This is a genomic window from Terribacillus aidingensis (assembly GCF_040703035.1).
Lineage (GTDB): Bacteria > Bacillota > Bacilli > Bacillales > Amphibacillaceae > Terribacillus.
This window is the reverse complement of sequence record NZ_CP159996.1, coordinates 2,653,555-2,666,437: the sequence shown is the minus strand read 5'-3', so window position 1 is coordinate 2,666,437 and position 12,883 is coordinate 2,653,555. Positions and strand designations below refer to the sequence as shown.

The 12,883-nt window shown below is 38.5% G+C and carries 10 protein-coding genes; 7 read left to right on the top strand and 3 right to left on the bottom strand.

Annotated features, from left to right (window positions below):
* Positions 1-296 precede the first annotated feature (296 nt).
* Positions 297-1,583, top strand: a complete 1,287-nt coding sequence (locus tag ABXS78_RS13990; protein ID WP_366247707.1) for an O-antigen ligase family protein — start codon at positions 297-299, stop codon at positions 1,581-1,583.
* 261 nt (positions 1,584-1,844) lie between these two features.
* On the opposite strand, the gene ABXS78_RS13985 is transcribed toward ABXS78_RS13990, so the two are convergent.
* On the bottom strand, positions 1,845-2,354 hold the full coding sequence (locus tag ABXS78_RS13985) for a hypothetical protein (protein ID WP_366249947.1): 510 nt from the start codon (positions 2,352-2,354) through the stop codon (positions 1,845-1,847).
* A 320-nt stretch (positions 2,355-2,674) separates the two neighbouring features.
* Here ABXS78_RS13985 and ABXS78_RS13980 point away from each other — a divergent pair, with 320 nt between their 5' ends.
* On the top strand, positions 2,675-3,442 hold the full coding sequence (locus tag ABXS78_RS13980; protein WP_366247706.1) for a CpsB/CapC family capsule biosynthesis tyrosine phosphatase: 768 nt from the start codon (positions 2,675-2,677) through the stop codon (positions 3,440-3,442).
* Positions 3,443-3,487: 45 nt separating this feature from the next.
* Here ABXS78_RS13980 and ABXS78_RS13975 read toward each other — a convergent pair whose 3' ends face one another.
* Entirely contained in the window at positions 3,488-5,479 is a 1,992-nt protein-coding gene (locus tag ABXS78_RS13975; protein WP_366247705.1) for a hypothetical protein, read from the bottom strand.
* Positions 5,480-5,775: 296 nt separating this feature from the next.
* Between ABXS78_RS13975 and ABXS78_RS13970 the strand changes: the two genes are divergently transcribed.
* The 5 genes from ABXS78_RS13970 (at position 5,776) to ABXS78_RS13950 (ending at position 12,588) form a co-directional block, all read left to right on the top strand.
* Positions 5,776-6,723: an LCP family protein gene (locus ABXS78_RS13970; protein ID WP_366247704.1), complete on the top strand. Its 948-nt coding sequence runs from the start codon at positions 5,776-5,778 to the stop codon at positions 6,721-6,723.
* Positions 6,724-6,812: 89 nt separating this feature from the next.
* On the top strand, positions 6,813-7,742 hold the full coding sequence (locus ABXS78_RS13965) for an LCP family protein (RefSeq protein WP_366247703.1): 930 nt from the start codon (positions 6,813-6,815) through the stop codon (positions 7,740-7,742).
* A gap of 250 nt (positions 7,743-7,992) precedes the next feature.
* Positions 7,993-8,811 (top strand): phosphodiester glycosidase family protein, encoded by an 819-nt coding sequence (locus tag ABXS78_RS13960; protein ID WP_366247702.1) that lies wholly within the window; start codon positions 7,993-7,995, stop codon positions 8,809-8,811.
* Between the two features lie 119 nt (positions 8,812-8,930).
* Complete coding sequence (locus ABXS78_RS13955) at positions 8,931-10,952, top strand: CDP-glycerol glycerophosphotransferase family protein (RefSeq protein ID WP_366247701.1); 2,022 nt, start codon at positions 8,931-8,933, stop codon at positions 10,950-10,952.
* Positions 10,870-12,588 carry a DUF6270 domain-containing protein gene (locus ABXS78_RS13950; protein WP_366247700.1) on the top strand — a complete coding sequence of 573 codons (1,719 nt, stop codon included), beginning with the start codon at positions 10,870-10,872 and terminating at the stop codon, positions 12,586-12,588. The genes ABXS78_RS13955 and ABXS78_RS13950 overlap by 83 nt, the downstream gene beginning before the upstream one ends.
* A 74-nt stretch (positions 12,589-12,662) precedes the next feature.
* Here ABXS78_RS13950 and ABXS78_RS13945 read toward each other — a convergent pair whose 3' ends face one another.
* The gene (locus tag ABXS78_RS13945; protein WP_366247699.1) at positions 12,663-12,788 is read right to left on the bottom strand and encodes a hypothetical protein; all 126 of its coding nucleotides are present in this window, start codon (positions 12,786-12,788) and stop codon (positions 12,663-12,665) included.
* Positions 12,789-12,883 lie beyond the last annotated feature (95 nt).

Genomic DNA, 12,883 nt, shown 5'->3' with positions numbered 1-12,883 from the left:
TTTTTGACTTCCTCTTATGTAGGTTTATTATATTGAAGTAATTCTGAGTTTTTGGTATAGATGTACCTTTTTTGATGATTAGTTGAGGTTATTTAATTGGAGACATTGACGCTTTTTAACTTTACTAATTGTGAGTTAAAGTGGTGAAATTATTTAATTAAACATCTTATTGTTATTTTAATCAATCGAGAGGACGTGCCTTCTTTATTTGAAACAATGGAAAATTGAGTATTTTTATCATATTTTTGTATGTTAATATTGTCTTAGCAATTTCAATTTTAAGCTCGGAGGCTCATATGCTTATCTCATTATTAATGCTTTTATTTTTCGGGTCTATATTCCTGTTTTCAAAATTTCTATTTGTTGGTGACGATAAATATAAAAACATTATCATTTTAATGATTTTATTTATTTTCACCTTTAATCCGTCTCTAGGAAATGAACAATATCTCTTAAACGAAACAAACCCAGTTAGAATTAATACTATAACTTATGCTATTTTTGCCTGTTTGTTATTTGTTGTTAATAAACATACTTTCACTTTTAGTAAAGAAACTCTATTTTTTTTACCTTTATTTATAAGCTTTATTCTTGATCTCTCTTTAAGGGTTGAAGATTTTTACAAATATTACTCTATTGTTTTTACTTACATAAGTGTATTGATGCTATACCTAATTATAAAGAGCATAAAATATTTACCTGTAGAAAAAATCTTGAAAGGAGTAACGGTTCTCGCATTAATCAATGCCATACTTAGTATTTTACAATATATAACTGGTTTAAGACTTCTTCTAGGTTCATTTAACGGCTCTATTCTTTATACAGAAGGTGCTGAAGCAGCTTCAAGAGCTGTTGGTCTTGCGGGGACGAACAACTCTGCTGGTAACTTCGGTGCAATTCTTTTTGGAGTTGTGCTTTATAATTTCATTAAAAGAAAATCATTTTTCAATGTTTTAGTCTTATGTTTAACAACTATAGCTTCTGTGCTTACTTTTACCCGAATAGGGTACGTTTCAATAGCTGTTCAGATTATAATTTTCTTTCTATTTTCTAAAGCCAAAAAGAGATCTCAAACATATTTTAAAATAATTTTTACGTGCTTCTTTGCACCAATAGCTGCTTTTATCTTGTTCGTATTTTTAGATGAAATCATACAAAAACTCTTTACAGAACGTGGAGATACTCAATCTGCGCGGTTTACTCAATTCAATTTAGCTTTTGATCGTGTAATCTCTAATGATTTTTGGTTTGGAGTAGGTACTGGACAATATCGCGCCTTTCTATACGAGAGATTCGGAATATTAGATATTGATTTGCATTCACAGTATCTAAATATTTTAGCTGAGAATGGATTTATAATATTTGGCTTATTTGTGTGGTTTAATATATGGTTATTTATAAGAGCGCTAAAGAATAATCCCGATAGACATTTAAAATTATTAGTTATCTCTATATTTGTAGGGAATTTAATTTGTTCTAACTTTAACCCGAATGCACATTACTATTTAATTAATGTACTTTACTTTCTATTAATGTCTTTACTTGCTCGAGGGAGAAAAAATGAAATATTAAAAGAGCAGTGATTTCACTGCTCTTTTAATATTCATTCAATTATCTATGTACACTCTTTTCTGTTTGCCAAATTTATGAACAAGGCCTACGTAATTTTAGGGCATTGGTGTAAATGTTAGATGAATCTAATCAGTCACTATTTTTCAACATATCCACTAGCCCTAGAAAAAAACTCGTTATATGAGGTGCTCACTTTTATTTCCCATATTAGTTAGTATTCTGTATGCAATTTAGTTAACGCTTAACTTGTCGAGCAGAATTGTAATTTAGTTTTAAATCTGTATTTTATTATTATTATTTAACTTTAGTTCTGCAGATGATCCTACCGCTGTATATCCAACGGGAACATCCTTTAATACTACCGTATTTGCGCCTACTTTTGCGTTCTCTCCAATTGTAACATTGCCTAATATCTTAGCTCCACATCCAATTAGAGCACCATTTTCCACGACAATCTTTTCTAAGCCAATACCATAATTTACAATGCCTAGAGTTACTTGATGAAAGATTGTTACATTATCCTTAATTATGACATTCTTATGAAGAATGATTCCATTTCCACCATGTGGTAATCTAATGTTCTTTCCAATATGACACTGTGCAGGTATCTCGCAATTCAAAAATAATCTTACAAAACAAAAATCAATTAACCTGTAAAATGTCCATAGTATGTGTCTTATTCCTGGAATTTTTACTTTGTAATAAACCCAGTTTCCATATCTATAAAAAGACATTACTATGATTCCATGAATTCCGCCAAGCCTTTGGAAACTTTCTATCATCTTATTCAATTAATGTTTCACCTCTTTATACCAATCAGTCTAATTTAAAGAATTGGTGAAGGCAATAAGAATTTAGGTAATATTACTATTTTTTTCTTTTTTAGAGTCTATCTTCCTTAATAGCCAATAATAATCTCTTAAATACAACACCTTTGAATTATATTATTTTACATAATAGCATCCGTCAGAAAGGATTAGTGTAACAGGTGTTTTGGTAGGATCCTCTGTTTATTTCTATGATGAGACAAAAATGAGACAATTCACAACTATCCTCATGCTACCATTTCAGTAAGCACATATACTGAAATGGAGGCTTCCTAATGATAGATATCCACTGCCATATCTTGCATGGTTTGGATGATGGTCCGAGTACGCTGGAGGAAAGCTTGAAGATGGCGGAGGAAGCTGTATTTGAGGGAATTGATACAATCGTGGCTACTCCGCATGATCAGAGTCGGCATTCTTTTAATAATCGACAAAGGATTTATGCCAGTATAGATGAATTTAATGAAATACTTCGGGAAGAGGGAATTCCATTACAGGTTCTGCCTGGGCAGGAAGCGCTTGTATCCAATGATTTGCTCAAAGAACGGGATTTCATGGATTTACTGGCAGTTAATACAAATACAAGCTATCTTTACTTGGAGTTACCTGAGAATCCGCTTCCTAGCTATGTGAAGCAATTGATCCGGGAGATGCAGGCTTCTGGGTTTCATCCTGTGATTGCTAGTCCGGAGAAGAACGGGTATGTGAATCAGCAGCCGGAATTTCTCTACGAGCTAGTCAAAAACGGCTGCTTCGTACAGATTGCTGCAGGGAGTGTCAATGGGGATCATGGTGGGAAGGTACGGAAATTCACACAGCAGCTGATTGCTTCCAATCTGGTTCATTTTGTTGGTTCAAATAATCATCAATCTGGTAAAGGCTTTGGTTTGCTGAGGGCTTATCAGGAAGTGGGTAAACAATTTGGTAATCAGGCTGCTTATATGCTGATGAATAACAGCTGGAAGATGGTGGAAGGCGCTGTGGTTATAAGGGAAGAGCCTGAGAGGATTGGCAGAAAAGGGCTTAAAAAGCGGTTTGTATAATACATAAAAAGAAGCGACACAGCGGCTCACTGTGTCGCTTCTTTTTTATAATACTAGTATATCAGTAAGTTTTTGAAGTGCTTTCTTCTGCTGGCGATAAAAAGTAGCTCTGCTCATATTGCTCGCAGCTACAGCTTTTACTATATTATTCGGGTAGCGGACAAAGCTGTTTAATAGTACGTCCTGTTGTTCTTTAGAAAGTCCATCAGGATTTTGAAGACATTGCAAAACCTTTTGCTGTACAGCTCGTCCATCGTTACAGTCTGTGAACATGCTGCAATAACGGTTTAACTCACTGGGTGACTGGATGGATTGAAGGATACGCCGCATGTGATTTACAGATAAGCTGTTCTGTTTATGTTGTTCTTCCGGCATCATGTGCAGGACCCAATCACCAAAAGGTCTTGTACGCAGATCCAGCTCCATAATGTCAGCTTTCGCCCAGGAAGTATCGCAGCTTGTGTCTGTTACAGGGCGGCTGTTAAAGCCTATTGTACGCAGGAACTGTTTGAGTGAATTGTTCGTAGCTACGAGTATAGCTCTTCTGCCTGACTCTAACTTCACAAGCTGTTCCACAATCAGCATGCCAACTAGTTCTTCTCTTGTATAGGCAGTAATGTCATTCTGTGCTGTTACAAGAATGGGAATATAAGTATCTGCTTGCAATGCAGCGTGTCTGCAAACCTTTGCTGTAAAGATAGCATTTAGCTCATTCTGAAAATGCTGGAGCAGCAAAGGAGCCGTTCGTGTCGTATAAAGCACCGTGATGAACATGCCGATCGGCTTATTCGTATAATCGCGTAAAATGGTTATACTGTCTGGATCCATTTGAACCACGGCATCCAAGAAATCATGGTAGTTCTGGTTATGTTCTTTATCAACACTATAAAAACACCATTCCTCCAAAAGCTCATGAAGCCGGGGAAGGTCACTGGCTATCAGCCTGCCTGTTCGCACCTGATGAATTCGCTGTGTAAAACTTGCATAAGCATTATGTTTTGGCCACATCGCTTGATTCATCTTGAGCAGCGCAGATGCAATGATTACGCGATCTGTTTGAGAAGCATGTGTAAGCTCTCGATACAGTGCCCGCATGCAAGATCGATGAAGCTGATAAAGTCTGGTCGGCTCCCTCAGCTGGAAATCCTGAAGTAAGTAACTTTTCGCCACGTCATGCAGCTTCAATCCAAAAGGGTGCAAATCAATGAATGACAGCAGTTGCAGATTACGATAATCTTCCAAGCTCACCTTCCGCCCGAGTACAGCTTCGAATATTTCTTGGTTGGCATACTCCATGACAATAAGTACTTCAAGTAGCGGGTGGAGTGAAACAGCGGTTACTTCTTTTAATATTTTCGCACTGATTGTTTGACTAACAGCGCGCACATCTGGATTTGTACTTGTAGTCACCATGTCTACAGCTAAGGCAAGGCTTAAAGGCAGTCCATCTGTTTTATTCGCTAAGTCATGAATTTGTTTGGGAAACAAAGAGGTTGTTTTCTCAATATATTGAACCGATTCCTCATAAGATAGATAATCCAGCGGCAAAGATAGTGTCTGTATATGTGCAATGGATATGGGCAAGGGCTTTCGGGTAGCAATTACTATCCCAATGCCATTCACAGCTAATTGTGGAACAAATGTGTGCAAAAACCAGTCTCTTAATACTGCAAGTCCTTCAAAATGATCGATACATAGGAGTAGTTTAATGCCTGTTGGATTATGGAACAACACATCCAAAGGAGCTTTTTGATGGAAGGATTGCAACAGGCTATGAACATATTCCATAAAGCTTGCTGGTGTTTGCGGACAGGCATTGCCATCCAGAAAAACTGTTCTGACACTTTCTTTTTTAGCGAGATAGTTCATCCTTGCCAGCAAAGAACTTTTTCCAATGCCGCCCATACCAGAGATGGCAATTAAAGCAGACGTTGCGTCATTATTCTTTAACCAGTCATGGAACACTGTTAATTCCTTTTGGCGACCAACAAATACTGGCTGACGTGCTGCCGGCTCAATGGGGACTATTCCTTCCACCTCGCTTTATCCTCCCTCGCTGTTATAATCTACTAATACTATAAGGATATATTACTATATATTCGGAAATTAATAAGTTAATTTACAAAAAAAGACAAACAAAATGTAATGAAATATCCCGTACATTTGTACCGGTTCGTTATACAAATAAATAAGTACAAATAAGTTCTGACTGGCCGTACAGTAAATTGGTTTATTTATACTGGATATTCTTTGCAAAAATTATTAAAACTATATTCCATATAGGCATTTCATGCTATTATCTTTAGTAGGTATTTTCAGAAAGGCGGATAATTGTGACTTTACAACGTCAGAGGCGCAAGAAGAAGAAGGTGCGCAAATTCAGACTGTTTATGATGGTATTCCTGATCGCATTCTTAGCGATTGGAAGTTATGCTGCATATGAATATATTTCTGCTTCGCGAGCTGCGAACGCAGATAATAATTTAAGCGATGAAGTTGAATTCAATGGTTCCGACGAAAATGTTGATAACGTAAATGTACTTGTACTCGGCAGTGATTCCCGCGGGGGAGATAATGCACGGGCTGATACAATCATGATTGCCAATTACAGCTCGGATACGAAACAGCCAAAGCTGATATCGATCATGCGTGATACGTATGTGAATATTCCTGGGTATGGTTTTAATAAAATCAATGCGGCCTATTCAATCGGCGGACCAGAACTAGTACGTAAGACAGTTACCGAAAACTTTGGAATCGATATTAATTATTATGCGGAGGTTGACTTTAAAGGCTTCGAGAAGCTCGTTGATGCCGTAGCACCAGATGGCATTGAAGTAACAGTGACACCAGAAATGACAACTGACCAGAAAGCATTGGGTGTACAGCTGACGGAAGGCACGCAAAGACTTCACGGTGAAGAGCTGCTAGCATACAGCCGTTTCCGCCATGATGCGAATGGTGACTACGGTCGGGTACAGCGGCAGCAGGAAGTCTTAGGTAAGCTGAAAGAGGAAGTTGCCAGTGTGACGACTGTTGCGAAGCTGCCTAAGATGATTGGTATTGCCAATGGGTATATCAGTACAAATGTGCGTAACGGATTGTTGTTGTCGATGGGAACAGATGTCCTAAGAGGAAAAACAGCGGATATGGAGACTATGCGTATTCCGATGGATGACACCTATCATGATGCTCGCTATGGTGTAGGAGCAGTGCTGGAATTTAATGTGGGCGGTTTGGAACAGAATGCCCAAGAAGCGCAAAACTTCTTAAATCAGTAATATAGACCTCTTCTTTTTACAATTAAACGGAAAAAGAAGAGGTTTTTCTGATATAATTTAATTTCCAGTGGTAGCAGAATAAGGGGGATATGGTTTTGGGCAGGAAAGAAAAGCGTAAGAAGAAAAGAACTTGGCTGAAAGTGACCTTGAGTATTATTGCTGTATTAATAATTGCCGTAGCAGCAACGGGCATCTATGCTGCCAATAAAGCGAAGACGACAGTTAATACGATGCAAAAAGGTTCAGATTCAATTGACATGAAACAATCAGTGACAAAAGTGAAGGATCAAGAGAAGCTGAATGTATTGTTGCTAGGTGTTGACCAGCGTGACGATGATGCAGGGCGCTCCGATGCACTGATGGTAATGTCGCTTGATCCAGCGAATAATTCTATGAAACTAATAAGTATTCCTCGTGACTCACGTACAGAAATTGTAGGACATGGAACAACCGATAAAATTAACCACGCATATGCATTCGGCGGAGTGGATATGGCAATTGATACCGTAGAGAACTTCCTGGATACTGAAATCGATTATTTCGCAGAAATGAACATGGAAGGTTTATCCGACTTTGTTGATGCAGTTGGCGGTATCACAGTGAATAACCAGCTTGATTGGATCGATGAAGGATATTACCAAAAAGGCTATCACTATGCACAGGGAGAAATTCAGCTGGACGGACCAAAAGCAATGGGCTATGTGCGCATGCGCCACTTGGATCCAGATGGCGACTTTGGCCGTAATGCTCGACAGCGTCAAGTAATCCAAGCGGTTATCGATAAAGGTGCAAGCATCAACTCTGTTAGCAAGATTGATGATATTTTAAGTGCGTTAGGTGATAACGTCCAAACGAATATGGACTTCTCAACGATGACGGATCTATTCAAGAACTACCGGAATGTGCGTCAGAACTCTGAGAATTACCAAATCCAGGGTGCAGGCACAACCATCGATGATATTTATTATTATGAAGTTTCTCAAGAGGAACGAGATAAAGTCCACGATATGATTTCATAGAAAACAGCCAGAAACAGCCTTCCTAAATATTGGGAGGCTGTTTCTTTTGTCCTTATAATCATCCATATATTTGTTATGCATTAATTAGAAAGCCTTGGTCTTATCTGTGCTATCTGAACTGTTTTTAACTGTTTCTCCCTCACATCATCTAGCCTTATCGCTCTATTTATACCTTAAAACATTAATGATAACCTAGAAACTGCTTATGTTTTTACTACTAACCTGAGGCAACTAAAAAGGAGCACGCCGCATGAAGCAGCCATTCAAAATAGGTTTCATTTGCTTAACAGTATTGCTATCTTTCATCATCCTTCCTATAGATCTTTCCCCATCCACCTATGATAAAACCAAGGTGGTTTTTAATTCCTATGACTACAATGATTCCGTTTACTATGTAACCAAAATATATTATCAGAATGAACTTGGTAAGACCTCCCCGGTAAAGAAGGCATATGCAAACGATGACTTCGGCAAAGGCCTGGAGGAGGTACTATCCTTTTCAAAGAGACAGGATGCTAGCGTGGCGATCAATGCCAGTGTATTCAATCCCGACAAGGGTGAGGCTTATGGTATACAAATGAAAGATGGAGAATTCCAAAAAGAGGAAAGTGATTTGGGTAATAGCTGGCTGCTTGGCAGTGATCGTGCAGGCCGGCTGTATACGTTTCAGTCACGCTTTGCGGATAAGGAAATAAAAGAGAAGAATATCGTGAATACGTGGCAAGGTTTCTTTCCTTTGGTTGCAGATGGTGAGTGGAAAAACTACTATCGCTCCTATACCATTCCAAATATAAAAATCGATAATCCTCGGCAAATCATCATGCAGGATTATTACAACAATACTTACATCTATACATTCGATGGCAGAACAGAGCAAAACAGCGGCATAACCTATACGGACTTTTATCACATCATCAAAAATAAAATCAAATATATACGGGTTGCATATGTGCTGGATGGAGGAGGAAGTACATCTCTTGTCCTAGACGGGAAGGCGAAGAATGATTTAATTGGAACAAGTAAGGAAAAAGACGGGAGAAAAGTTGCTGATTATATCTATTTCGACTAAAAACTTCATTACTTTCTTCATCTTTCGTGCGGAGAAGGATGAATCTATAATTTTAAGCGAATGTAAATTATCTTTTTTATTTGTAAATTATTAGTGAAGATATGAGAGGAGACAGCAGATTGTCCGTCTACAGCGAAGTATCTAATGGCTCTCTCGTTTTCAAGGATGGGTTTCTGGACTTTAACGGTTCGGTGAATTTGATTACGAGAAAGAGAAGCACCAATAAGAAATACTATGTGTATGATGCAGCAGGCCAGATAATTACGGAAGAGAACGACGAGTCTCATAACGTTACGATTAAGGAAATTGTCTATCACAAAGGAAAGCAAGTCATTTTTTATTTGGACAAGCGAATGAGATTATCCTTTATTGTGACCCGTAAGCATAAAAGCCTTACAGAGGAGCAGATAATTGAAAAAGCTGAATTAGCTCCTTCGCAGCGTGTTTGGAGCATTCCTCTTTTGAATATGATTCTGTTCATAGGGGTTTTGCGATTCAGGTATACAAATATACAGGAATATGAGATCGCCCTAGGATATGACAAGAAGCACAGATTTCCGATCAAATATTTGTTCTCAAAGACGATACGCGAGAAGAATACCTTCAATACCAGTAAGCTGAAGCTTTTATATCATACATTCTTCTGCATCATCCCAGCCAAGGATCTCGAACGAATATACATAGAAACAAGCTCTATCAATTTACCGATGTTTCTTCGAATACATAACGACACGGCGAATTATTATTATCCGTTCAAGAAGAGCGGCTTTGATAAGTACAGCCGTAAGCACTATCTTTACAATACGTTCAATTACCATATAAGCAAGAGTTTATCTGTATTTATCAGGAAATCGGTCACAGGGCAGTTAGTTTTCGTGTACTCCAACAAGCTGCATAAATCGATCGTAATGAAAGAAGCAATTGCGTATGTGATTGTGAAAGTATTCGCCCGGAAAAATAATCGTATCATCCTTTTTGAGAAGTTTTGTGAAGGAGCCAGCGAATCAGCCTATGAGATCTTTAAATATGCCAGACAGCAAAACGATACGATGGCAAGATTCATTATTGATAGCAAATCGGACTTATACCCGGCATTAATCGAACAGTTTGGCAGCAAATATATCATCAAAAAAAATACGCTTAGAAGCTTTTATAATATCTTCAAAGCAGATGCATTGATTTCCTCAGATTTAGCTACTCATATCCAGCGTCGTCTGTACGACAATGATCGGTTGATCAAGAAGAAAATTCTAGATAACAAAAATAAAATATTCCTTCAGCATGGTGTAGCTTTAGCAACAAATGTATTTGAAAGAGGCTACTTCAATAAAAGAGTGCCGATTGCACCGGATTATATCGTAACGAGCTCCAGAAGAGAAAGTCGGAATTTTTTGAAGTATGCAAATTATACAGACGACGATATTATACCTACCGGTCTTCCTAATCTGGACCTGTATGTCGAATCAAAAGAGACAGTCCAAAAAGAAGAAATAACCTTCATGCTTACATGGAGACCTTGGGATCTGACAGGTGGTAAAACAGAAGGTTCTTATGTAGGCAGGTACATACAATTTATCCGTATGATCAACAGTGATCCTTTCTATGAAGGGAAAAAGATCAATGTAGTGCTTCACCCGAAAGCAAAGGTGATACTGCGTGATCAATTCCCTGCTATCTATGCCGACATACAATCCAAGCTATACGCTGGTGACATAAAAGATATCCTTCTTAAAACGAAAGTGCTTATCTCTGATTATTCTTCTGTTACGTTCTATGCATTTGCCGGCGGAAGCAATGTCATCTTCTATTGGGAGGATAAGGTAAAGGCAGAAAAAGAATATGGTGCCCGGAACATCCTGCAGAAGGAGAATGCATTTGGCGACATTATTTACGATTTCGATCAATTGAATGCTTTTATCCAGAGTAATTTTGTTCAGGAACAGAAAGCAGCCTACCAATCGAAATTCAGCCTGATGGTTGAGAGAACCGACGGAAACAATACCGAAGAAACGTACAACTATATACGTGAAATTCTCGATAAGAAGAGGGGATTGGCTGATGTTGAATATAGAAATAAAAGGATCCTGCGTAACGAGAGAGTCCTTCAATTATCAGGACAAGAAAACATACAAAGTAAATAAGTATATCTTTCAAAAGCCTTTAAAAGTCATTTCCACTGCTCCAGCTGCGCTCGGTGATGAGGCTTCAATTATCAGAGAAATAAAGCTGCAGCTTACCAATAACGAAAGTGTCAGCGACTTTGTGCTCAAACAGGTGGATGACAGCTTCACGAAGAAGTTCATTATTGGCGGCGCAGATTACTTCATTTTCGATTTGATTGACGAACGAATGCCAACACTTAAAATCGGGGAGACATACGTGGAACGTCGTCCAGAGATCCAGAAGGTTCTGGAGAGCTTCGGAGTGGATTTTCTAAATGAGCCGGGTAATGCGGACGATCTATACGGATACATCGATACCTTTATCGAGGGTTTGCAGCAGTATTATCCTTTAGAGAAGGTCATCCTGCATAAAGCCTTTGCTCAGTTTAAGGTTTCGGACGGGGAGCAGCTTGTTCCTCTTGCTTACACATTTCCAGATGAAGGTCATCGGAAGTACAGTGCCAGAAGAGCAGTAGAGACTAATTTATATTTGCATTCGTTATACGAATACATTGAAGCAAATTATCCTGAAATCCCTATTATCGAACTCAAGCATATGGACTACTATTCCACGCATGACCATGTGTACGGCCGGGGTTATTATCATTATAATGACGAATATTATCAGGACTTCTTATCTGCATTAGATGCTATTGTGAGCGGGAATCCAGCTGATGAAGACAAGCAAAAGCTGATTGCTGATGATAATCTTCACCTTTTCAAGCTTCAGCAAAACATTCTGGATATTACCGCAGGATTCGAGACGGACAGAAGACTGCTTTTAACAGAAATACCGGATCACAAGCCAGTCGATGCACTGTTCCATGATAAAAATGGATTGAGAATATGCAAAATTTATTATCCTAACGGTGCAAAGCGCGGGTTCATGTTTTATGTCAGGAATAAGATCATAGCAAAAGTGATTATCAAAGAAGGACATCATTATATCTACACGCCTGATGAAACGGGGAAATTTGCAGCAGCGGTTGCTTGGAGCACCCAGGGATACCGGTTATTGCGAGAGGGAAGCAACTATATCGAAAAAGCCAATGAAGTATCGATCGTTATCAATAAACTTCAAAGGGTTAAGATCTTGTTTAGAAAAGATGATTTCTCTATCCTGCTGTATAACTTCAATGCATTAGTTGCAAGGCATGAGTTCCAGCAAGGGTTCCTGCATACAGCCAGAGTATTTTCTGCAAATGGGAAGCTCCAGGAGGTACTGTATGCAAAAGGCTACAAGCGAGCCGGAAGAATGGCGTCTTCCTATAAATATGATGAAGACGGGAATTTGGAGAATAAAACAGATTTTTATCTGGATGGCAGTCTGTACACAAAACTAGAGTACAACCCGGACGGAACATACTTCCGAAAGATATTTTACAAAAAGGATAAGCCGCACCGCGCAGTTCAGTTCCAGAATAACAAACAAGTGAAACGATTTGTTTATTATCCGGATGGATCCTCTCTGCAGCAGGAAGTTGACTTTTTTGAAGATGGTACAAGAAAGAAAGTGACCATTTTCAATCAAGATGGTCATGTAAAAAGAGTGCTGAGCCGAGATAACCCAAATGAAAACCTGTCTGTTATGGAGATAGAGCTGCAGCAGGTATGAATAAAAAGCTGATGTTCAATAGAACATCAGCTTTTTTATTTATGCTAGGAAGAGAAAGGAGCTTCAGCAGCTTCTTAGGAACCCAGCAAATCGCTATATCCGTTAATCACCATATAAATCGTTAAGATCATCATTACAGCTAGTAATACGAGCATCGTGTAGAAGAAAGCCTTTTTACCTTTAGATGGTTTAGAATCCATTATACTGCTCCTTTTGCATAATCAATAACAACATCATACCATGCTTGTCTTACATAATTCCATCGTTACTCCTCATACTAACAGGACGAGGAGGG